This is a genomic window from Synechococcus sp. MIT S9452 (assembly GCF_047304245.1).
Lineage (GTDB): Bacteria > Cyanobacteriota > Cyanobacteriia > PCC-6307 > Cyanobiaceae > RCC307.
In genome coordinates, this window is sequence record NZ_CP138956.1 from 2066943 (window position 1) to 2086712 (window position 19770).

Annotated in this window: 26 protein-coding genes and 1 tRNA gene; 5 read left to right on the forward strand and 22 right to left on the reverse strand. The window is 57.2% G+C overall.

Annotated elements, in window-relative coordinates:
• Positions 1 to 37: 37 nt before the first annotated feature.
• Complete coding sequence (locus SIB46_RS11010) at positions 38 to 574, reverse strand: bleomycin hydrolase (RefSeq protein ID WP_413297781.1); 537 nt, start codon at positions 572 to 574, stop codon at positions 38 to 40.
• Positions 575 to 752: 178 nt separating this feature from the next.
• Positions 753 to 1949 carry a HEAT repeat domain-containing protein gene (locus tag SIB46_RS11015; protein ID WP_413296178.1) on the reverse strand — a complete coding sequence of 399 codons (1197 nt, stop codon included), beginning with the start codon at positions 1947 to 1949 and terminating at the stop codon, positions 753 to 755.
• 289 nt (positions 1950 to 2238) lie between these two features.
• Here SIB46_RS11015 and SIB46_RS11020 point away from each other — a divergent pair, with 289 nt between their 5' ends.
• The 3 genes from SIB46_RS11020 to SIB46_RS11030 all read left to right on the forward strand — a co-directional run bounded on the left by SIB46_RS11020 (position 2239) and on the right by SIB46_RS11030 (position 3141).
• A complete protein-coding gene (locus SIB46_RS11020) occupies positions 2239 to 2559 on the forward strand; it encodes a hypothetical protein (RefSeq protein WP_413296179.1) in 321 nt (106 codons plus the stop codon).
• Between the two features lie 2 nt (positions 2560 to 2561).
• Entirely contained in the window at positions 2562 to 2837 is a 276-nt protein-coding gene (locus SIB46_RS11025; RefSeq protein ID WP_413296180.1) for a Nif11-like leader peptide family natural product precursor, read from the forward strand.
• A gap of 70 nt (positions 2838 to 2907) precedes the next feature.
• A complete protein-coding gene (locus tag SIB46_RS11030; protein ID WP_413296181.1) occupies positions 2908 to 3141 on the forward strand; it encodes a Nif11-like leader peptide family natural product precursor in 234 nt (77 codons plus the stop codon).
• Here SIB46_RS11030 and SIB46_RS11035 read toward each other — a convergent pair.
• The 11 genes from SIB46_RS11035 to SIB46_RS11085 form a co-directional block, all read right to left on the reverse strand.
• Positions 3138 to 3449, reverse strand: a complete 312-nt coding sequence (locus SIB46_RS11035; RefSeq protein ID WP_413296182.1) for a CpeR family transcriptional regulator — start codon at positions 3447 to 3449, stop codon at positions 3138 to 3140. The two genes, SIB46_RS11030 and SIB46_RS11035, sit on opposite strands and share 4 nt — an antisense overlap.
• Positions 3446 to 4066 carry a chromophore lyase CpcT/CpeT gene (locus SIB46_RS11040; protein ID WP_413296183.1) on the reverse strand — a complete coding sequence of 207 codons (621 nt, stop codon included), beginning with the start codon at positions 4064 to 4066 and terminating at the stop codon, positions 3446 to 3448. Before SIB46_RS11040 ends, SIB46_RS11035 begins: the two co-directional genes overlap by 4 nt.
• A 13-nt stretch (positions 4067 to 4079) precedes the next feature.
• Positions 4080 to 4616, reverse strand: a complete 537-nt coding sequence (locus SIB46_RS11045) for a phycobiliprotein lyase (protein WP_413296184.1) — start codon at positions 4614 to 4616, stop codon at positions 4080 to 4082.
• Positions 4617 to 4646: 30 nt separating this feature from the next.
• Positions 4647 to 5381, reverse strand: coding sequence for a phycobilisome rod-core linker polypeptide (locus SIB46_RS11050; protein ID WP_413296185.1), 735 nt, complete (start codon positions 5379 to 5381; stop codon positions 4647 to 4649).
• Positions 5382 to 5463: 82 nt separating this feature from the next.
• Complete coding sequence (locus tag SIB46_RS11055) at positions 5464 to 7113, reverse strand: phycobilisome rod-core linker polypeptide (protein ID WP_413296186.1); 1650 nt, start codon at positions 7111 to 7113, stop codon at positions 5464 to 5466.
• Between the two features lie 73 nt (positions 7114 to 7186).
• Entirely contained in the window at positions 7187 to 8065 is an 879-nt protein-coding gene (locus SIB46_RS11060) for a phycobilisome rod-core linker polypeptide (RefSeq protein WP_413297782.1), read from the reverse strand.
• A gap of 116 nt (positions 8066 to 8181) precedes the next feature.
• A complete protein-coding gene (locus SIB46_RS11065; protein WP_413296187.1) occupies positions 8182 to 8895 on the reverse strand; it encodes a pentapeptide repeat-containing protein in 714 nt (237 codons plus the stop codon).
• A 38-nt stretch (positions 8896 to 8933) separates the two neighbouring features.
• On the reverse strand, positions 8934 to 9707 hold the full coding sequence (locus SIB46_RS11070) for a phycobilisome rod-core linker polypeptide (protein WP_413296188.1): 774 nt from the start codon (positions 9705 to 9707) through the stop codon (positions 8934 to 8936).
• A gap of 66 nt (positions 9708 to 9773) precedes the next feature.
• Complete coding sequence (locus SIB46_RS11075) at positions 9774 to 10364, reverse strand: phycobilisome polypeptide (protein WP_413296189.1); 591 nt, start codon at positions 10362 to 10364, stop codon at positions 9774 to 9776.
• Positions 10361 to 10813 carry a hypothetical protein gene (locus SIB46_RS11080; protein ID WP_413296190.1) on the reverse strand — a complete coding sequence of 151 codons (453 nt, stop codon included), beginning with the start codon at positions 10811 to 10813 and terminating at the stop codon, positions 10361 to 10363. Before SIB46_RS11080 ends, SIB46_RS11075 begins: the two co-directional genes overlap by 4 nt.
• Positions 10814 to 10846: 33 nt before the next feature.
• Positions 10847 to 11482: a chromophore lyase CpcT/CpeT gene (locus SIB46_RS11085; protein ID WP_413296191.1), complete on the reverse strand. Its 636-nt coding sequence runs from the start codon at positions 11480 to 11482 to the stop codon at positions 10847 to 10849.
• A gap of 70 nt (positions 11483 to 11552) precedes the next feature.
• Here SIB46_RS11085 and SIB46_RS11090 point away from each other — a divergent pair, with 70 nt between their 5' ends.
• On the forward strand, positions 11553 to 11981 hold the full coding sequence (locus SIB46_RS11090) for a hypothetical protein (RefSeq protein ID WP_413296192.1): 429 nt from the start codon (positions 11553 to 11555) through the stop codon (positions 11979 to 11981).
• 29 nt (positions 11982 to 12010) lie between these two features.
• Here SIB46_RS11090 and SIB46_RS11095 read toward each other — a convergent pair.
• The 6 genes from SIB46_RS11095 to SIB46_RS11120 all read right to left on the reverse strand — a co-directional run bounded on the left by SIB46_RS11095 (position 12011) and on the right by SIB46_RS11120 (position 16776).
• Positions 12011 to 12083 (reverse strand) — tRNA-Phe (locus SIB46_RS11095).
• A 25-nt stretch (positions 12084 to 12108) separates the two neighbouring features.
• On the reverse strand, positions 12109 to 12378 hold the full coding sequence (locus tag SIB46_RS11100; RefSeq protein WP_413296193.1) for a hypothetical protein: 270 nt from the start codon (positions 12376 to 12378) through the stop codon (positions 12109 to 12111).
• Between the two features lie 417 nt (positions 12379 to 12795).
• Entirely contained in the window at positions 12796 to 13695 is a 900-nt protein-coding gene (locus SIB46_RS11105) for a phycobilisome rod-core linker polypeptide (protein ID WP_413296194.1), read from the reverse strand.
• Between the two features lie 364 nt (positions 13696 to 14059).
• Positions 14060 to 15148, reverse strand: a complete 1089-nt coding sequence (locus SIB46_RS11110; RefSeq protein WP_413296195.1) for a DUF4912 domain-containing protein — start codon at positions 15146 to 15148, stop codon at positions 14060 to 14062.
• Positions 15149 to 15312: 164 nt separating this feature from the next.
• On the reverse strand, positions 15313 to 16071 hold the full coding sequence (locus SIB46_RS11115; protein ID WP_413296196.1) for a phycobilisome rod-core linker polypeptide: 759 nt from the start codon (positions 16069 to 16071) through the stop codon (positions 15313 to 15315).
• 114 nt (positions 16072 to 16185) lie between these two features.
• A complete protein-coding gene (locus SIB46_RS11120) occupies positions 16186 to 16776 on the reverse strand; it encodes a phycobiliprotein lyase (RefSeq protein WP_413296197.1) in 591 nt (196 codons plus the stop codon).
• A gap of 27 nt (positions 16777 to 16803) precedes the next feature.
• On the opposite strand from SIB46_RS11120, the gene SIB46_RS11125 reads away from it, so the two are divergent.
• Entirely contained in the window at positions 16804 to 17679 is an 876-nt protein-coding gene (locus tag SIB46_RS11125) for a DMT family transporter (RefSeq protein ID WP_413296198.1), read from the forward strand.
• On the opposite strand, the gene SIB46_RS11130 is transcribed toward SIB46_RS11125, so the two are convergent.
• Genes SIB46_RS11130 through SIB46_RS11140 form a run of 3 tightly spaced genes read right to left on the reverse strand, consistent with a single transcriptional unit; the run spans position 17579 to position 19712 of the window.
• Positions 17579 to 17980: a hypothetical protein gene (locus SIB46_RS11130; protein ID WP_413296199.1), complete on the reverse strand. Its 402-nt coding sequence runs from the start codon at positions 17978 to 17980 to the stop codon at positions 17579 to 17581. The two genes, SIB46_RS11125 and SIB46_RS11130, sit on opposite strands and share 101 nt — an antisense overlap.
• Positions 17973 to 18608 carry an iron-sulfur cluster biosynthesis transcriptional regulator SufR gene (gene sufR / locus SIB46_RS11135; RefSeq protein ID WP_413296200.1) on the reverse strand — a complete coding sequence of 212 codons (636 nt, stop codon included), beginning with the start codon at positions 18606 to 18608 and terminating at the stop codon, positions 17973 to 17975. The genes SIB46_RS11130 and sufR overlap by 8 nt, the downstream gene beginning before the upstream one ends.
• 18 nt (positions 18609 to 18626) lie before the next feature.
• Entirely contained in the window at positions 18627 to 19712 is a 1086-nt protein-coding gene (locus tag SIB46_RS11140) for a class I fructose-bisphosphate aldolase (RefSeq protein ID WP_413296201.1), read from the reverse strand.
• Positions 19713 to 19770: the final 58 nt, after the last annotated feature.

Below are 19770 nucleotides of genomic sequence, written 5' to 3' on the forward strand. Positions count from 1 at the left end.
AGAAGGGTTTTCAGGTGTTCAGAAAATGATCTCTGGCTCAGCTGATGGCGCTGATCACCATGTCGAAGTAGCTGCCAGCTTCACCGGCGAGGCTGGAGCAGTCACCGGAGGTGAGAGCCATTTTCTTGGCCTGGCTGTTGGTGTTGGTGATCAGAGCAGCAGCAGCAGCCTTCATGATGGCGACGGCGCGGGAAGCGGAACCGGTAGGCACGCCCAGGGCGGCATAGGTTTCGCGAAGGCCGTTGAGGCAGCGGTCCTGAAGCACAGAAGCGTCACCGGCGAGCAGCGCGTAGCTGACATAACGGAGAACGATTTCACCGTCGCGCAGGCAAGCAGCCATCTTGCGGTTGGTGTACACACCACCGTTAGGGGCGGTCAGGCCGGTGTTCTCGCAGCAGATGCCTGCAACGGCGTCAGAGACGATGCAGCTGGCGTTGGAGGAGATGGCGTTCACAGCGTCAAGGCGCTTGTTGCCGTCTGCGATGAAAGACTTCAGAGAGGCAAGCTCGCCTCCGCCAATGAAGGCGCCGCTGGAGTCGGCCGAGACGGCCTTCCTGGAGAATGCGTCGAGCATGGTTGAGCGATTACGTGTTTGGGAGGGGATGCAATCCGCATCACGAGTGACCTTAACCCTGCTTTTCGAGCTCAACGCCTCGAGTAGATCGTCAGGACACACAAGTTGACAAACTCAAAACCTGAAGCAAATCAGTAGGAGCTTTTTGCTCTGGCTGGGATTAAGTATTTCCTCCTGCTTATTTCAACTTTTTAAGCACCTGCATGCACGTCCATTTCAGTGGTAACCACTGAGCCTGTGCCGCGAGTTGCTCCAACAGTTCAGCTTGATCGTTCAGGCCCATCGCCAAGCAGCCCCAAGCAGCGGCAATCCTGGATTTGGTGTACTGAGGAATGGTTTCAGCCAGGGCCAGTCGGACCAGTTCGCTTCTGGAATCAATCTTTTGAAGGCTGACCACGGCAGTGAGGTAGTAATGCGTGACGTAATCACTCCATAACTTGTCTTTGATTCGATCAATCAGGGCGAGTTTTTCCTCTTCTTCCATCGACATCAGGCTTGCAGCGCCACCGTATTGACGTGCTTCATCCCTGTGTTGAAGATTATTTTCGATCTCATCGGCATTCACATCACAGATCCATTCCGTTCTCAGTTTTAAATTTTGTGGATTGTCCTGGAGTAATTGAGTGATCAGTGCTTCGTATTCCCGAGGGACAACACAGGTTTTTCCCGGGTCAACCAGTTGAAAGGCACTTCTGGCTCGTAGGGACATTGAGACCGGCGCTGTCACTAGTGACTCGAGTCGACTGACGTCCCCTGCATCGCCAAGATCAATCACAGCAGATCGACGTCGACCAGCGATTTGGTCCACCAGTTGGGGGACCAAAGGATCCAACGCTGCTGTTCTGCCATGAACTTTTGACCCATAGGCCCTGGCTGCGCCCGACACCAGTGGATTTGGGTCTTCGTCAAACGGCTTGATGGCATGGTCTGCGCCTTCAATTCCAAGCCGTGTATGGGCTTGGATCACGGCCCGCTTTTGGATGTCCTCTCCTCCCAGGGCCTGAAGAAGCTGCTTTTTCTGCTCGGTATCCAGCTCGGAGCTGATTTTTGTGATCGAGTCCACTGCGTTGATCACAGCCGATTCGTCGCTGCAGTTCAATGCTGCAAACAGAACAGGCAGTGCTTTGGGGTGACGCCGCCGTCCCAAGGCGTCGAGGGCTTTTCTTCTGGTAATCCGATCAAACAGATTGTCAGGACTGAGTTGTGCGGCTTCGATCAGTGTGTTCAGGGACTGTTCGCTGTCACTGGCACCAAGCCGTGTTGCTGCCATGTATTTATCAACGGGTCGCTCCAGTGAGTCCGGGTCAGCCAGAATGACGCTGATCGCACGTTCCTCAGTAAGGCCTTCTACAAGATTGTCAAAACGTTCAGGCATTGATGAGCCTTTTGATTAATAGTTCCAATTGGCGATTGACTCGCCAGAGGTCAAAATCTTGGGTCGACGCGGGCTGGAATCTGCGCCAAGAGCCGTTGGCTGACCTTGTAGCCACATTTTATCATGTCAATGCCATGCCAAGGGGTCTTGGTATCTGCAATCAGTATTCTGCGTCCTGGTTTCTAAGTATCTTTGATTGTTTCTGTATTAATCATTTGATCTTTACATATTATTGAGGGTGCATTAGTCCTGGTATGCTCGCCTGCTGAGATCAACATTAGGTCAATCAATGCCTGTATCTCCAGAGCAAGAACAAGCGTTGCCTCGATTTGTCAAAGCCATTGAGGCCAGCCCTGACAATCAAACTCAGCTCAATGCGCTCAACACGATTGATGACCTGAAAGCCCTGGTGCAACGCATTGAGCCTGCGCTCACAGGATCAGCCTTGATTCCCTACGAGCAAGCGACGAGTCCTCCGAAGATCACGATTGACTCAGGCGTATTAGCTGCCGATATCCCTTGGCGCCTTCTGCGTTGCCCCGGAGGACCCTTGGTTCTGCAGATGATTTGCAAGAACGTGAACTTTGCCCTTTGGATTGAGGCCTGCTGAGGATGAACACTCCTCAGTTAGAGGTCTTTCTAAAAGCGGTTGTCTATGACCACGCCATCGCAACGGGCCTGAAGCGCTGTACGACGCACGCGGAGATCGTGGCTTATGCCAACTCTCAAGGCTTTTCTGTTGATTTGGGTGAATGGCAGGCTCATGTGGATGCTGATTGGTTAACGCTCGATCCTGCTGCGCAAAGCAAGATTCGTGAGTGCGAGACTTCTCATTGGTCCTGGGCTTTTCGCCAGACACCCACTTGGAGAGCGATGTTGATGGAATGATCGCCTCGGGCAGTCGCAATCAGGATTTTTTGCCTAAGATGATCAGATGCTTCTGATTTAACAGCAGCCCATGACGCTTTCCGCTTCGGATGCCGAAAAAGATTCGATTTTGGAATCTTTCATTGCTTTTGCTCGTGGTAATCAAGAGGTGAGAGATGAGATCAAAGCTGCTCTTAACCAGGATCAGGTGATTGATATTGCCACATCACATGGCTATGCCTTTGATTCACTCACGATCTTGAGGCGATGGAGCAAGCACACTGATTTTTCTAAGGATACTTGGATGGGCTGGTTTAGCGATTAGCTGTTGATTTCAGAGTAGCGGGTTGATTTGCTACCTCTTTTCGCCCAGTAAGTAACAAGATCTTCGCCACCAGGTCTCGGCACACTAGCTGTTGCGCGAAGAATTTTGAATGATCTTTTTGGTCCCATAGGCCAATTGCCAACGGCTTTGATACTCCTAAGCCGGCCCCCAAGTGCTTCAAGGCAGATCTCAAACTTTTCCAATTGAGTCTGGTCGACAGTCTCAAAAATAAAATCACTTCCTTCGCAGATCAGATGTTGGGACCTGATCCAGCATTTCATCTGCTTTTTATGGTCATCGGCTGTCATCCGTTATGGAGTTTTGAAAGCCATTCGTTTTCAATGGTTTCATTGAGCCACTCAACGCGTTTGAATCTTAGTTTTCCATGTTCTGAACCCCAGCATTGTGCATCCGTCTCGGGATCAAACCCTCGATCTCGGCTGATCCAGCGATTTTGATCAACTTCTACTTCGCTAACTAGATAGGTCATTTTCCCATCTCTGGGCACAAGGCATTTCTTGCCTGGCTCTACTGATCCAACGTAATGGCCTGGCTTTTCTAGCTTGAAATGCATGTCACAGCCGCATCGTGCTTCAAGATCACACTGTTTTAAAGATTTTAGTAGATCTTGCTCGCGTCCTGCTCCTGCAAGTCGTCTGAAATTAGTGCAGCCATAATTTTCAACGAGAAAAACATCTTCGCGAAGTGTTAGTCGGTGTATGCCTTGCCGGTATGGATCCCACGGTGCATAGTCATAGCATTGTTCGGAGTAAAAACCAGGCCCTTCAAAGACACACCATGGGAGGGGGCGGAAAAAAATATTGATCCTGGCAAACTCTTTTGGGTTTGCCTGCGATTGTTCCAGATTGTCGTAGATGCCTCCAAGCGTTTTGGCAAAGAGGATTAGTTCTGCAGTGCTCAACATTAAAGTTAGTGGTTTATACCTTGCTGATTTTTCTAACTTCCGAGGCAAAGGATGTTTGTAGTATTCCGCTTCCTTCTGAGGTTTTTAAAACTGAGGATCTGCAGCGGACATTGTCGGAGGCAAACCAAATTCTCTCTTCAGCAATGGATTGTCCGTAGACCGTTCTTAAAACTAGAGTCCCGTCTGAGCTAAATGAATAATCAGTGATGGCTTGCTCAGCTTCGGCATAGCCAACACTTCGGATGATTTGTCCGTGTGAATGATCAATTTGGTAGGGAATCAAAATACAGTGACCGGCAGAAACAGCAGTTGGGTCATCTGGCTCCCAGTCACTTTCTGCTTCCCACTCCATGCTGAATGGTGCGGTTAATTCTCCTTTTAGTGCCTTGACTGAGTTGGCAAGTTTGCTGACGGCTTCATCATCTATGTCAAGGCATTGAATTTTGACTTCGCTGAGCACCTCTTCGAAATATTGAAAAGCAAGTGAGTGTCCACTCCGCATGGAGCGCCACTCACCATGGCTCAGCTCGACAAATGTCGATATATCCATTCAGTTCTGGTCTTGCCGTAATGCCGAATTTTAGGTGTTCGGTTCGATTGTCTGAATGCGTCCACCTTGAGCCTGAATTCCCCTGATCGTTGCTGAGAGGGATGTTTGGCTTGCGACGGACTTCTGGACCGCGCGCCGGTTTGCACCAACTTGCACCCGTGAAGTCCAGCTAATCGTGAAACTACCAGCTGTGCCAATGGCTTTGCGCTCATTCAAGGCAGGAACGCTGTCAGTTCCCAAGCTCTTCAACAGGCGGGAAGTCTTGTTGCCGTCAAAACCAGCAAAGCCAACGTCAAGTGCACTTGCTCGCTGGTAGTTCACTGTTCTGCCACCGGCAGTTGTTCCCATTGCACGGTTGTAGGGAACTTGGTCCAGACCAAAAGCAGCTAAATATTCTTCGCTGTAGGTGTAACTCGTAATTTCAGCCTCGTAGCCTTCTTCCGCGAAGAGACGCACATGCTCCATGAGTTCAGCCTGGTCATGGGGCGGTCGTCCCAGCAGATGCTTGAAGTTCAGCTCGACGAACCGATAAGGACTGTTGGGCTCCAGAAATAAACGTTTGTAGGTGTCAGATTGAGCCAGGGCTGTTACCAAGCCCTGCACACTGAGATCCCCGTTGATGAAGAGGGCCTCAAGTGATTCGTTGACATCCAATTCCATCAGGTGTTTGTTGCCAAAAACCTGCTTATAAACCCTTCGAATCACATCAGCGGCATGACCAAGGTCTGTATTTGCTTGTGCTGACAGCGTTGTGATTTCAGTCATTGGGCTGGGAATGGAGTGTGCATGGATTCAGCCCCCTCCTGTCTACATAGCGAGGAGAGGGCTTTGGATTGGCTTGCTTGGCCTACATCACCTCAGTGACGGAAAGGATCTTTCCGCCCCGAGAGTGGATGTACTTCATCTGAGCACTCATGTCCTTGCCGGAGACCAGATAGGTGGAGTTTGCCGTGCGCTGACGGGAGCGAGCTGTTTGGGCAGCCACCACAATGCGGAAACGCTTCTTGGTGGGATCAGGAGCGCCGGACTGGGTGCCGGTGCGGTTGATCCGACTGGTGGTTGCACTCCAGCCGCTTGGCACCATGCCGGTAGCGACAGAGTTCACCAAGGAGGAGCTGCTGAGCACGGTGTCGCTGGCTGCAAAGCCCTCGGCAAGGCTGAGGTGGCGGTTGAATCCAACTTGAGCACGGCCGTTTTCGCTGAGGATGCGGGCGAAGGGAACCGTGTCCTCCCCGAAGTTTGTTTGATATTCCTCTGAATCCACATAGCTGCAGATTTCAGCCTCGTATCCACCTTCAGCAAGGATCTTGGTGTGCTCGCTGATTTCAGCCTGGGACTGAGGAGCACGTCCAAGGAAGTGCTTGAAGTTCAACTCGATGAAGCGATAAGGCGCATTTGTTTCGAAGAAACGACGCTTGTATTCAGCTGACAGGCCAATGGCGCGAACCAATTCGCGTGTGCTCAGGTACCCATCGATGAACTTGCTCTCAGCAGAGATGGCACGCTCGAACTCCATGAGGTGGGGGTTACCCATCACCTGCTTATAGGTGGAACGAATCAGTGCATTCAGTTGATCTGGGCCATCACCGGGGCAGCGTTGATAGGTCTCTTGTTCCCGCTGGCCTAAGCCAAAGAACACGTAGGCATCGCCGCGCATTGGGGCTGAATCCTGACCAGAGGTCACTCCTGGGTCCTTGCTGCTGAAGCGGCCAGTGGTGTAGCTGACCGAAGGACGGACCCCAACGGCTTGGCTTGGAACGGAAATACGGGGAGCCAATCCAGAGGCCAAGCTCTTGGTCAGTGAGCTGCTGCCGCCACGGGCGCTATCGCTGCCAGCAAAACTTCTTTGAATGGCAGCCAACATTGGGAAAGCTGCTGTTGCCAGATCAGCAGGGGAACTCCAGGCGCGGGCGTAAGGAACGATGTCGCTGCCAAAGACTTCCAGGTATTCAGCGGAATCAACCAGGCTGTCGATGACGGCGTCATGGCCGTGCTCAGCCATCAGAGCCACCTTGGCTGAGACCTCAGCCTGGGAATGGGGCGCGCGTCCCAGCAGGTGCTTGAAGTTCAGTTCGATGCCGCGTTGGGGGGCAACGCCTGAGAAAAAGCGGCTCTTGTAGAAGCTCGACTTGGCCAGACCGCGGATGAAGTTGCGGACATCTAGGTCCCCATTGCAGAGCTGGGCCTCGAGTTCTGCCGAGCGCTCAAAGTCCATGACATGAGCGTTGCCGTACACCTGGCGGTATGCAGCAGCAATGACCTGATCAAGAGCAGCCGCGTCGTCTGGGCTGTAGCACTCGGTGGTGACGCGATGAGGGCAGTCCTCATGACTACGCGGCCCCACCCCGATCTGCATCTGATCGCAGGACTGCTTCAGAAATTCACCGATGGTGAGAGCTGCACCCTTGTTTCCGGCGCCCTTGCGCTGGAATGAAACAGGCTGGCTCCATTTGGTGGTGGCGCCGAAACCGAGGGAGGTGGATTGGTTGCCGGACATGGGTTCAGTGGGCTGGGGGTGGTGTAGGTGAGGATCGATGAGGTCAGATCAGAGTGAACTGACGGGATTGGTCTTACGTAACAGGGGTGATGCTTGAGATCTTTCCTCCCTCTCGGTGAATCCTGATGAACTGCTCTGAGAGCTTTTCAAAAGGCACGTAATACACACGGTTGGATTTCACATAACGCGAAATACGCCGAACGTTGTTGGCCTTGTATGAGGTGACCTCAACGCGGTAGGTGCGCCCTTCTTCTCCTGCGCTGGAACCGAGTCTGGTGGCGGCGTCCTGCATGTTGCCTGCAGGGCGGAAGCTCCATCCCTGCGCCTCTTGCGAGGAAGGCGGAATGACTGGGATGGGGTTGTTTTGATAAACCGCACCACCGAGTTTGGAGCGATTGCCTGAGAGGCTGCCCTTCAGGCTGCTGCTGCTGTTGCCACGCAGAAGTTGGAAGCTCCACGTGAATTCCTGCATCGTGGCGCAGCTTTCGGTTTTCCAGCCGCGCTGATAGGGAACAGTCCACTCATCGAAGTAATCCTGATATTCCCCAGAGTCCAAAAAGCTGTCGATATCGGCGTCGTAGCCCTTGGAATCGAGCCGTTCGGCATGGGCTCTCATCTCTTCAAAATCAGCCGGGGCACGACCAAGAAGATGGCGGAAAGCTAATTCGATATAGCGATATCGGGAGCAGCTTTCAAAGAAACGGCTGCGATAGAGATCGCTCTTGGCGAGGCGGCGGACAAATTCCCGCACACTGATTTCGCCGAGCTTGAACTGGGACTCGAGAACGACCTGTCGCTCGCTGTCCATCACATAGGCGTTGCCGAGAACCTGTCGATAGATCGCACGAATGATCTGCTCTTTCTCGGCGTCGGCATCGCCTGGAATGAGCTCAACGGGTGCTTCGGTGTCGAAGCGCTCCACACCCAATAGCGAAGCGGGACCAAAGGGCATACGGGTGTTCCGGTACAACGCGCCGACGTATCGTCGAACAAATGCCCGCAACCCCAGGCATTTGTTTATAAAGCTCAATCTCTCGCTTCCCTTGCGCTGTCAGGGATAAGAGATGATCAATCCATAGAGCCAGCCTGTTCTGGCAGCTCCAGGCTGGAACGTGTTGTGGACCGTGTCAGAGGGTTCCAGGCGTCCAGCTCCTCTGGCTCCCGTTGCAGCAGCGCTCCACGGAAGGCCTCCACCCCATGGGCTCCAGTGAAATCGGCTCCACGTAGAGACTCAACGTTTTCCAGTGATGCATCGGTCAGTTCGGCGCCGCGTAGATCTGCAAAGTCCAGTTGAGCATTGCCAAAGCGTGTCCCGAGGCAACTAGCACCCCTGAGTACGGCTTGTCTGAGGTCTGCCCCAGCGAGCCGAACCCCATCCAAAAGGGCTCCGCTGAGGTCAGATCCACTGAGATAAGTGCCCATTAGCACTGAGCCGCGTAGATCCATGCCGCGTAGATCAGCGTTATTCAGGTACACCCCGCTGAGTCGAGCCCCAGGACCAACGGCCCCGCTTTCGCAATGGTTAAAACCTTCAGGCCAGCGGGTGGCTGCGTCGTAGCGGGCTAACCGCAAATCAGCGCCATCAAGATTGCATTGGCTGAGGTCGCTTCCTCGCAGATCGCTGCGGCATAACTTGGCTTTGCTGAGATCCAGTGCCGGCAGTGCCTGAGCACTCCAATCCGCCCCACGGGCATCAATGGGTCCAGGCTTGATTGCATCAGGCTTGGTCAGCTCTGGAGGCTCCCACTGCTGCAAAGCCAGAGGCTGGGCGTTCGTACTCAAAGACGTTCTCTGTTGTCAGGGCTGTTCACCCATTGTGCTTACGTCCCTGACGTGCTCAGCATTTCAGCGGCAACAGTCAGCAGGATTCGACCCAATTCGAATCCACCAACGGCAAACAGGCCCAGCCAAAGTTTGAGGGCCCACGCTGGAGGTTTGCCTCCAACCCATACAGCCGAGGCTTGCAGCGGACGAGTACTGCCTGATTGAAAGTTCGCACTAGGAGCTCGCTTTTGAATGCTGTCTCTCCAGTCAGCGCCATAGCGGGGAAAACGCTGATAGATCGGCACTTCACCAGTGCTTCGACCAGGAAGTTTGCGTGAGCGCTGCTCTGGAACGCGGTCGTAGCCGAAGCTGCCCATGTATTCATCGCTGTCGAGCAGCTGATCAATAAAGGCGTTGAAGCCCTTCTCGCCAATCACGATCGACCAGGCCCGCCGTTCCGCATCGCCATGAACTGGGCGGCCTAGGGCCCGGCCAACCACCTGATCCACCATCCGGTAGTTGGTGCTGCACTGGTAGTAGTCGTCGCGAAAGCGCTTGGAGAGCAACAGGCCGCGGATGAAATCGCGAACAGTGATGTTGCCGTTGCGTAGTTGTGACTCCAGAAAAACATCGCGATCGCTCCGCATCGCGTGAAAGAAAATTTGCCTGTAAGCCTTTTCGATTAATCCATCGACTTCTGCGTTGTATGAGTCATGCCCTGCCCCGCCATAGCTGATGGTTGCTAGGCCGTTGTCATGAAGATCTCCGGCCAAATTGCTAACTCTGGCGTTCTGCGAGGTAAGCGGATAATCCAGCAGCGGGATCGCCATGGCGTTGGCTTGAGTGATTTAGAGGAAGCTCATTTTGGAGCTGCCTAGGAGGGCTACTGGTTTGACTTAGCAGCTCGTAACGACGCAGGAGTGGATCTGGGATCGCAGTTCAGAGAAGGCGGCATCTAATAGCTCCGCATCCGTCGATGGGGCTGCTTGGCGATAGCTCTGACACGCGAGTTCTTGCAGACGGGCCAGGGCTAGCAGGAGCCCATCGACAGGTACACCAAGTACTGCATACAACTCGCCCAGGGCTGCCATGCCTTGGGGATTGGTGAACTTGGGCTGGGCGACAGCGACGGCGTAGCAGCAGACGCGCAAGAAATGGAAGCAGTCGCGCCAGCAAGCTTCAGCACGATGCTCTGGGTAGAGCGCCCCTCCCGTTTTCACCAAGTGGGGTTGGGCTTCCAATAGGTCACGTCGTGCTTGGTCCACCAACGGCTGGGCTTTACCTTGAAGTTGCTCCAGCGGTGCTGCCATCACTCCGCTGAGTTGGCACAGGCTTTGGATTTCGCTGCTGCTGAGCAGGCGCCGCTCTTGATCAGCGTGTTGCAGCAGCTGGCGGCTGCTCTCGCTCAGGTTGGGATGTTGCGGCAAGCCCAGCACTTGTGCCTTGGCGGCCAGCTGGCGAATGGTGTCGTTAGTTGGTGCGCTCACGGTTGGGCTGGCATCAGCCAGGTCAGCTCACCAGAGCGAGGCACCGGTGAGGCGCTCAGCCAGCCATGGCGGTCCAGCCAAAGGGCCCAGGTCACGGCTTCCCCAAGGCCAGGGCACTGCTGAGCAACCAAGGCTGTTTGGGCAGACGACGCGCCAAGGGATTGCAGCAGTTTTTGAGCGTGACTGCTGTCTTCGATCACAGCGGGACGGATGGCGGCGCCGACAACCCAGGTCAAACGGGTGGAGCTCAGCTCCCCAGTGCTGCTTTCGCAAGCCAGCAGCAGGTTGGTGTCAGCGCCCACGTCAGTGAGGGTGTTGCTCCACAACGCAACGTTGTCGGCCTTGAGGTCAATGCGCACCATTCCTGCGCCGGAATCGAGCAGCACTTCGCGCTGCTGTCCTGCCCTGCTCAGCAGATCCTTGAGCTCATTTTCCAGGGCTGGCGGCATGGGGTGAGCCCAAGAGTCAAGACTTTATGGCCGCTATCCCTGCATCAGTCCACCCCATAACGGAAGAAGTTCATCTGACCAGTCTTCTTTGCGCTCAAACAGAAACGGACCGGGCAGAGACCCCCACAACTGCTCATGGGTGTCAGGGTCGTGGCCGCGGTCAATCGTTTCCATCGAGCCGTTACTGAGAACAAACTCACTGACTAAGTAGGAATCGCGCCCCTTACGGCGAACCTTGCAGCGGCATCCCGGCTCGACGCTGCCGCTGAAATGGTTGCCCTGATCGCTCACCAGGTAGTTGCATCCCTCGAGGTGGGTGAGATCGTCTTCACGAATTTCGGCGCGCAACTCAGCATCGTCGATAGCGCCAAAAAAACGTTGTGGCTCAGCCAGGGTGTAGTTCATGACTTTGAGCCCTTGTTCTGAGCAGAGCAAGGGTCTGACCACTCGAATGCGATAGGGCTCTTTGGGAGCAATGGCGTAGGCCTGCTCAATCAGAAGCGAGCGTGGTGCAAGCTGCCCCAAGGGCCTATAGCGCACATGGATGTGCCCATACAGAGGAGGATTTTCAAATGCTTGTTGCTGGTTGCTGAAGCTCCCGCATAACCAGCGGGTCAGGCGATCCAAGCTGTCGTTCATGACCCGTTGAAGCCAAGGCGATGCTGCCATGGCTTCGGGGGATGGACAGGCCAAACAGCATCGATACGATCGGCGCGTCCTTCCTTTGGGGCTTGCCGGAATGTTTGAGAACGAATCCGCGGCGTCAGTTGAGCAACGTCTCAGTCAGCAGCTCCATGGCTTGATTGATCTCACAGCCGAGTTAACCAAGCGTCTGCTTGCCACAGAGGAACGACTCCTGGCGTTGGAGACCGCTCCTGATGCTCGTGGTGGTGAGCATCAACCAGAGGTGGACCAGCTGCTCGAGGAAGGTCAGCAACAAGTCCGTCACTTGCACCTCTTGCTCAACCCCGAGGCCGAGGGTGCCGAACCCGAGCCCGAACCCCAATCCGAAGTGGTGGAATCACCTGCTGAGGCCTTCGCTCAGCCTGAAGCTGAGCCCATCGAGGCTGAGCATGAGCCGTTCATCGATGAGCACCAAGAGCATCACGACGATGGGGAGTTCTCAGCTGAAGACGACGACTCCCAGATGCCTTTGCTATCGGCTTAAGGGCCAATAGTTTCCTGAACGATTGCCGATGCCAGGACCCAGATTTGAACTGGGGACACGGCGATTTTCAGTCGCCTGCTCTACCAACTGAGCTATCCCGGCAAGCCCTATTGGGCAAGGGCAAAGCTTAAGCCATCGGGGCCTCGCAAAGGCTTTGGCTATGGGCCAGGCAGAGGACTCCAACAACCCCATATCCAGCTGCTTTCAGCGCTTCTGCTGCTGCTTGGGTGGTGGCGCCTGTGGTCACAACGTCATCGAAGAGCATCACCTTGGCTGAGGGGTGTTTCAGTGGCTCAGCTGTGAACACACCGTGGAGGTTTTGCCGGCGTTGGCTGCCGCGGAGATGGTGTTGGCCAAGACAAGCCCTACGGCGATTCAGCAACGGCTGAGCTCGCATCCTGCTTTGGCGGCTGAGCTCCTTTTCGATCCACTGTGGAGGACCTGGCTGATGTCCTTGGCGCGGCGGGATGGAACACAGCACAACTCCTGCCTTGGGCTTAGGTAGTAGCGCGAGACATTCGCTGGCTAACGTGCGGATCAGGTTTGGGCTGGCACTCTGCTGGCGCAGGCTGAGGATGAGCCGTCGCCAGATCGCGTCATAACGGCCTAAAGAATGCCAAGGAATGGGCTGGCTTCCCTGGGGCCTGGGCTGATTGAGTTTGAGTTGATCGCGGCAGGACGGGCAAAAAGAAGACCCGCTCCAGGCCTGATGGCAGAGCGGGCATATGGGATGGATCAAGAGGGCTGGCCAGCCAATCAAGGCCATGGCATTTGGGCTGTTGAATCCAGCCTTCCCCTGCCTACTTCAAGTTGTTCAGACCCAGGTTTTGGCGGTTTTGGGCTGGTACATGCGCTGGAAGGCTCCGGAGTTGGGATCCTTGATGGCCTTGGAGTACACGAAGGCCGATACGTCAAAGCCAGTTGCGGAGCTGATCTTCCGCGCGTTGTTCAGTGCCACCACCAGCAGGCTGCGGCTTTGGATGGTGGTGTCTGAAGCCGCGTTTGCTGGGCTGACTTCGCCCATATTCACGAACGTGGAGCAGTAGAAACCCGCTTCTGATTTGAAGGCACGGGCATAAGGAACGGTGTCCGTGCCAAACACTTCGAGGTACTCGCCCGAGTGGGTGAGCTTGTCAACCAGTGCGTCAAAACCCTGTTCGGCAATTAAGGCAATGCAGGCGCTGACCTCGGCTTGATTCACTGGCGGGCGGCCAAGAAGGTGCTTCAGGTTGAGCTCCACCCCACGGATGGGGGAGACCTTGGAGAAGTAGTTCTGCTTGTAAAGATCAGACTTGGCTAGGCCAGCGACAAAGTCTCGGACGCTGATGTCACCATTACAGAGCTGCGACTCAAGCTCGTTGCAACGTTGGCTGTCTGTGGGCCCCAGGTTGCCAAAAACTTGTTTGTAAGCAGCCGCAATTGTGCCTTCAAGCGCTGTGCTGCCGGAAGCGGCGAACTGGTCGTTAACCGATGAAAACGGGCATTCCTCATGGTGGCGAGGGCCAATGCCGATGCCCATGGCTGAGCAAAGGTTTTCTTTGTATTGGTGAACGCTAGAAGCAGGCAGGCCATTGCGCTCAAGCAGCTGCCCTAGGCCAATCTCTTCTCTATGCACATTGCTTGCGGTACCCAGTCGGATCTTGGAGGCATTGCTCGCTGCGTACGAGACGCGATTTTGGCTAGTGAAATCGCGCTTCGGTTTGATGACAACCATTACTGATCCGGAAAAGGAATCTTTGAAAGAACACTACGTTGATTTACTTACTCCGAGGCTTGTGCTGCAGCCCCTGAAACAAAATTTTTGACGCCAAAACCTAGGACTGGGGGGTTCTTGTTGGTGACAGAATTGGCCTAAATGGTCAACCAATCGCAAGCATTCTTTAACGGCTGATTAGTCATGTCCGGGCATTTCGGAAAATCGCAGCATCACTGCAAACCAGAGGCAACTCACCACGAGTACCAAGGCCACACCTGCACCGATCCCAGCTGTTCGCATTAAGAGCGGCACAGCAATGGGCAGAGTGAGAGAGCCTGCCAATGGCAGGAGGAGGACCAGAGCTTTTTTGAGAGCCAAGGGCTCAGAACCACTCGTTTTTGGCTTGCTCAGGCGTGTTGGTGTTGTCCTGGGGGGTCTTGCGCTCGAACTCGAGGGTGATGTTGCGGGTTTGCTCACCATCGGCGGCAACCGCTTTGATCGGATAGAGCTGATGCCCATCGCGGAAGGGAACCTGAACGCGGAAGGTGCCATCGGCTGAGAGGGGCACCGCTTCATCGCCAATGGTCAAGGTGGCGGAAGGGTCGGTGGCGCCGTAAACGATCAGTTCGGCGTCAGCCACCAGCCAGAAGGACCGTTGACGCGGAGCTACGCCACCGATGCCGCTCTCGCTGCGGCCGCTGGCCCAGCGACCAACACCGGAATCATTGAGGCCGCGAGCTGCAGCGTCGGAATCACCCAGCTCATGGAAGGCTTCAGAGCCCCGGCCAAGTCGGCGCCAGCGCACGGTGGCGGTTTGATAGAGCCACTCGTGCAGGTTGTTGTCGCCAGCATCGGCTGGGGTGGGAAGGGTGCTGGGGGTGGCTTCTAAGGAGAAGGGCACGAACTGATCAAGAATCTGCTCGCTGGGGTGCATGGCCGGAACGCGGGCCACAGCCGAGAAGGCCAAGGAGAACCAACCGCCATCGTTGAGGCGGAAGCCCAGCTCAACGCGGTAGTCGCGATCGCTGAGGGGAACGGGCAGATACCACTCACTGGTGCCGGCATCCACCACCACTTCCTGCAGGGTGTGGGGATGGCTGGAGCCATCGTGCAGGCCGGTCACATCGCTCACCCGCAGGCAAAGCTGGCGCGCTCCAGCGGCTTCAGCGGAACGGCGGCTATCAGCCGCGATCTCCCAAAAGACGTAGGCCCATTGGGGATCACGGGGGAGAAACACCACCCGAGTTTCAGGTAGAGGCAGGGGGGTGTTGCCAAATCCAGCCTCCATCTCGGCTAGGGAGATGGCGGTTTCAATGCGCTTCTCGCCAGCGCTGAACTCCTGTTTGGTGCTGATGGCATCAAGCAACTCGTCCTTGGATTTGCGGCTGTACAGAGCCACACCCAGGTCGCTTGCAACGCGGCGCAGTTGTCGAAGAGTCAGACGCGCAAGCGAAGACAAGGACTGATTCACCGCTAAAGATTCCGTTTGGGATCACTCTGCATCCACTAGGCAAAAGTCACAACCGAGATCTCTTCACCCGTCAGCAATTGCTGATTCTTGGTCGGCCAGATGCGGGAGCGGCACAAAAAAAGCACCCCTGAAAGGGGTGCCTGAGGAGCTCTGACAGCGATCAATCAGCGGCTGATGCTGCGATAGGGCACACGCGACATGTAGTCGTCGGTTGTTTTGGCCTGAGCCCTGCCCATGTTCACGGCTGCAATGCCGCTAACCCAGGCCATGTAATCGGCTGGATTGCCGCCGCGCTTGACGCGAGCGCGTTCGGGCAAACGCTTGATGTCGCCGGTGAAAACAATCTGGGGGAATCCCAGTTGGTCGCGGTGGTACTCGTCGTAGCGGGGGGTGGTGATGTTGAAGGGGGTGTCACCAAGGTCCCGGCCAGGCAGCACGCGGTGGCGCTGGTAAGGAACGATGTCGTAGCCGAAATTGTCGAGGTATTCCTCGCTGTCGAGGAGTGCGTCCACCATGCCGGCGACACCTTTGGTCGCGATCACGATTGACCAGGACAGCTCTTCGCCTTTGCCACTGGTCTTACGGCCGAGCAGGCGTTCCACCAGGTGGCGCACCACCTTGTAATTGCTGTTGAACCCGTAGAAGGTGCGGGTGAAGGTGTCGGAGAGGCAGAGGCCGCGAATGAAATCGCGCACGGTGATCTGGCCGTTGCGCAGCTGTGATTCCAAGAAGCGGTCGCGGTCGCTCTTGAACGCGTGGAAGAAGATCTGGCGATACGCCGCCTCAATCACAGTCTTGAGGTTGTCGGCGTCCATCGACTGGTCGAGGGCTACAACCTTGAGGTCTTCATCCGAGCCCACGCGAATGCGCTCCACCCGGGCGTTCTGGGTGATGGGCGCGTAAGGCAGGAGGGGAATAGCCACTCAGTTGTCAGCATCCGACGACGCTGATCGTAGAAGTGGGGCCCGGAAGACAGCCGAATCTTTTCAACCGCAATCACAGTCCGTAACTTTTCGCACGAGTTTTCTAGGTATTTGTTACCAGCCCAGCAGTGAGCTCGTCGTGGCAACTGCCTGGTTGGCGGGTGCCGGCTGATAGCCATCTAGAACTCGGGTCTCCATGCAGAGCGAGGCAGTGTTGGAGAGGCCCTGCACCGTGCTGGTGCGCAGCCTGGTGTTGGGTCCGGCGAACCAAAAGCATTCGCCGCTATCCATCATTTCGTAATTGGTGCTCAGCCAGAGGCTTTTCTCCTCATCCAGGCGAAAACGCCCGGCCACGGGCTCTTTCACCGAGTAGCCCATGTCGCGAAGCAGAAATCCCTCACAGCCTTTGGAGTCTTCAGGCAGCAGGGCAAACACCGTTTCACTGTCGTGGTTTTCCCCAGCGCGATCCCAGGCCATCGAGCCGCTCCAGCGCACATGACAGCCCCCCACCACAGCGCTGGGGTCCATCTTGTGCAGTTCGGCCAAGGCGGTGAGCCGGGGATCATCGGCTTCCACCATCGCCACTTCCACCAATGAAGCGCCGGCTTCTGCCCGGCGGTGCAAGAGGTGGTGCTGGGAGCGTTGCGAGCGCCAGCGGCCGCAGCTTTGGCGAAAGAAACTGAGGGCGTCGGTGATGCAATCCATGGCGTCCAGCCTGCCGGGTCGATCCCCATGTTGATCGGTGTGATGGCGGCCCTGTTGGCGGCCTTCTGCTGGACGATCGCCAGTGGGCTCTGGCGACGGGTGCCCACCTCGCTCAGCGCCCTGCAGCTCAATCTGCTCAAAAACCTCATCGGCAGCTTGACCTTGCTGCCTGTGCTGCTCTGGCCTGGGGCCTGGCAGGGCGTTTCCGCGCCCACCCTGCTGGCTTTGATGCTGAGCGGGGCGCTGGGGATTGCCCTGGGCGACAGCTTTTATTTCGCAGCCCTGCGGCGTCTGGGAACCCGCCGCAGCTTGACGCTCGATGCCGGTGGGCCCGCGCTCTCAGCGCTGCTGGCCCAGCTGACCTTGGCGGAATCCCTGCAGCTGCAGCAGTGGCTGGCCATTGCGCTGATCAGCCTGGCGGTCTTGATCGTGGCGCGGCAAGCCCCGCCGGGGGGAGCACCCGCACGGGAACAGGGGCTGGGATTGCTGTGTATCGCCTTGGGGCTGCTCTGCGGTTTGGCGGGGGCGTTGCTGTCGCGTTGGGCCTTGGCTGGCAGCAGCTGGCAGCCGCTCACGGCAGCGGCGGTGCGCTTGCTGGCGGCTTTGGCGGTGATGCTGCCTTGGGTGCGCTTGCCCTCCAAGCAGCAACCCCGCCCGGCCACGGCGCGCTGGCCCCTGGTGCTGCTGGCCACCTTGCTGGGCACCAGCTTGGGAATCGTGCTGCAGCAGGCGAGCTTGCAGCAGCTGCCGGTTGGGCTGGCCGTGAGCTTGCTGGCAACGGCGCCGTTGATGGCCCTTCCCCTCAGTCGTTTGGAGGGTGATCAACCGGGTTGGCCGGGTGCGCTGGCTGGGGGGCTGGGTTTTGTGGGGGTGTTGATGCTCGTATCAGCTGCTCAAGGCTGAGGCTGAGCGGGGTTTGCTCGGGCGCTTGGCTCTCGGCAATTTGCCTCAGGCGTCTGCCGGCGCCATTGAGTTGCTCGATCAGCAGCTGCCGAAAGCTGGGCTCCTGTTGCAGCTGCGGCTGGGCTATGGCCCAGGTCTCCAGTTCTTTGCTGGTGGGGAGGTCGCCATCGCGGCGTCCAGCAGCAGCCTGCAGGCTGCGCAGGCTGTGGGCGAGCAGCCGGAGGCGTTGGCGCTCCAGCAGCGGCCAGGGCAGGGCATCGATGGCTGCGGCTTCGTCGTGGCTGAGCGGGCTGTCAGGCACGGGGGGTGAGCCGGAAGCCACAGGTGTGATCGCCATCGAGCTTCCAGTGCACCCGCTCAACGCTGCAATCGGGGAAGGTGCGCCGCATCACCTGCAGCTCTTGATCGCAGATCAAAGGGAAAGCCTCCGCCACCCGTGACACCGAGCAGTGGTACTCCTGCAGCAGCCATGCGGAACTGTCGGGATCTTGGCGGCAGTCGGCCACATAGCCCTCGCGCCGCCGCAGCTCCACCAGTTTTTCCAGCCGGCCCGAGAGGGGCTCATCACCGAGTTGGTCGCGGTAGCGCCCGGCCTGGCAATCCGCCTGGGTGCTCAGTAGGTCTTTGACTTGCTCTGGGGGCAAAGCGGTGCTGAGTGACTGCAGCAGGCCAAGGGCGAAATGCTCACTGCCATCGGGAAAGCGCCCACGGCCGTTGGCCGTCAGGCGCCAGCGATTGCTGGGCCGACCGGGACCGCCGGATTGTGGGCTGGCTTCCACCAGTTCATCGCGTTCGAGGCTGCGCAGGTGGCGTCGCATCACCTGAACAGACACCCCGAGTTGCTCGGCCAGCTCAGCAGCCGACGCCTCACCTTGCCGCAACAGCAAGGTGAGCGCAGCTTCGTGGGTGGAGGCGGGTGAGGACGTCATCGTCTCCCCAGCCTGGCATCAGGCGATGGGGATCGCTGGGTCGAGATAGACGTCTTGAACCCGTTGAATCAGAGCGGCTCCCTCTTGGCGCGGCTTCTGGAACGCCTTGCGCCCCATGATCAGACCGCAGCCGCCAGCACGCTTGTTGATCACGGCGGTGCGCACGGCGTCGTGCACATCGTTCTTGCCGGCGGCCCCGCCGCTGTTGATCAGACCGATGCGGCCTGCATAGCAATTGAGAACTTGATAGCGGCAGAGGTCGATGGGGTTGGCGCTGCTGAGCTCGTCGTAGATGCGCTCATCGGTCATCCCATAGGACTGACCAAGAGCCCGGGCCACCGCGCCGTAACCGCCGTTGTTCTCGGGCAGCTTTTGCTTAATGATGTCGGCGCCGATGGTCACCCCGAGATGGTTGGCCTGGCCGGTGAGGTCGGCGGCGAGGTGGTAGTCGGCCTCGGGCTGCTTGAACACCGGGTTGCGCAGATAGCACCACAGCACCGTGGCCATGCCTCGGCTGTGGGCTTGCTCAAACAGTGCAGCGATCTGTTGCAGCTCCCGGTTGCAGTCGTCGCTGCCGAAATAGATGGTGGCGCCAACGGCCACGGCGCCCATGTTCCAGGCCTGATCCACCGAGGCAAACAGGATCTGCTCATGAACGTTGGGGGCTGTCAGCAGCTGGTTGTGGTTGAGCTTCACCAGGAAGGGGATCCGGTGGGCCCAGCGGCGAGCCACCGACCCCAGCACACCCAGGGTTGAGGCCACGGCGCTGCAGCCAGCTTCAACGGCCAGTTCAACGATGGCCTCGCTGTCGAAGTATTCCGGGGTGGGGGCGAAGGAGTGGGCCGCTGAGTGCTCAATGCCCTGGTCCACCGGCAGGATCGAGAGGTAGCCGGTGTGGGCCAGCCGGCCAGATCCATAGAGCTGCTGCAGGCTGCGGAGCACCTGAGGGCTGCGGTCTGAGCTTTCAAACAGCCGGCTGACCACATCCGGGCCGGGCAGGTGCAGCCGGTCGCGGCTCACCTTGGGCTGAGTACGCAATAAAAGGTCGGCTTCATCGCCCAACAGCTCGTCCACGGGCCGCTGCTGCAGATCAGAGAGAGTCACCACGGGATCCAGGGGAGGTTCCCCGCAAGCTATGAACGCCGCACGGAGATGTCAGTTA

Bases quoted from the DNA above. Each gene is read 5' to 3' on its own strand.
- SIB46_RS11010 (WP_413297781.1), bottom strand. From the start codon at position 574: ATGCTCGACGCATTCTCCAGGAAGGCCGTCTCGGCCGACTCCAGCGGC.
- SIB46_RS11015 (WP_413296178.1), bottom strand. From the start codon at position 1,949: ATGCCTGAACGTTTTGACAATCTTGTAGAAGGCCTTACTGAGGAACGT.
- SIB46_RS11020 (WP_413296179.1), top strand. From the start codon at position 2,239: ATGCCTGTATCTCCAGAGCAAGAACAAGCGTTGCCTCGATTTGTCAAA.
- SIB46_RS11025 (WP_413296180.1), top strand. From the start codon at position 2,562: ATGAACACTCCTCAGTTAGAGGTCTTTCTAAAAGCGGTTGTCTATGAC.
- SIB46_RS11030 (WP_413296181.1), top strand. From the start codon at position 2,908: ATGACGCTTTCCGCTTCGGATGCCGAAAAAGATTCGATTTTGGAATCT.
- SIB46_RS11035 (WP_413296182.1), bottom strand. From the start codon at position 3,449: ATGACAGCCGATGACCATAAAAAGCAGATGAAATGCTGGATCAGGTCC.
- SIB46_RS11040 (WP_413296183.1), bottom strand. From the start codon at position 4,066: ATGTTGAGCACTGCAGAACTAATCCTCTTTGCCAAAACGCTTGGAGGC.
- SIB46_RS11045 (WP_413296184.1), bottom strand. From the start codon at position 4,616: ATGGATATATCGACATTTGTCGAGCTGAGCCATGGTGAGTGGCGCTCC.
- SIB46_RS11050 (WP_413296185.1), bottom strand. From the start codon at position 5,381: ATGACTGAAATCACAACGCTGTCAGCACAAGCAAATACAGACCTTGGT.
- SIB46_RS11055 (WP_413296186.1), bottom strand. From the start codon at position 7,113: ATGTCCGGCAACCAATCCACCTCCCTCGGTTTCGGCGCCACCACCAAA.
- SIB46_RS11060 (WP_413297782.1), bottom strand. From the start codon at position 8,065: ATGCCCTTTGGTCCCGCTTCGCTATTGGGTGTGGAGCGCTTCGACACC.
- SIB46_RS11070 (WP_413296188.1), bottom strand. From the start codon at position 9,707: ATGGCGATCCCGCTGCTGGATTATCCGCTTACCTCGCAGAACGCCAGA.
- SIB46_RS11080 (WP_413296190.1), bottom strand. From the start codon at position 10,813: ATGCCGCCAGCCCTGGAAAATGAGCTCAAGGATCTGCTGAGCAGGGCA.
- SIB46_RS11085 (WP_413296191.1), bottom strand. From the start codon at position 11,482: ATGGCAGCATCGCCTTGGCTTCAACGGGTCATGAACGACAGCTTGGAT.
- SIB46_RS11090 (WP_413296192.1), top strand. From the start codon at position 11,553: ATGTTTGAGAACGAATCCGCGGCGTCAGTTGAGCAACGTCTCAGTCAG.
- SIB46_RS11100 (WP_413296193.1), bottom strand. From the start codon at position 12,378: ATGCGAGCTCAGCCGTTGCTGAATCGCCGTAGGGCTTGTCTTGGCCAA.
- SIB46_RS11105 (WP_413296194.1), bottom strand. From the start codon at position 13,695: ATGGTTGTCATCAAACCGAAGCGCGATTTCACTAGCCAAAATCGCGTC.
- SIB46_RS11120 (WP_413296197.1), bottom strand. From the start codon at position 16,776: ATGGATTGCATCACCGACGCCCTCAGTTTCTTTCGCCAAAGCTGCGGC.
- SIB46_RS11125 (WP_413296198.1), top strand. From the start codon at position 16,804: ATGTTGATCGGTGTGATGGCGGCCCTGTTGGCGGCCTTCTGCTGGACG.
- sufR (WP_413296200.1), bottom strand. From the start codon at position 18,608: ATGACGTCCTCACCCGCCTCCACCCACGAAGCTGCGCTCACCTTGCTG.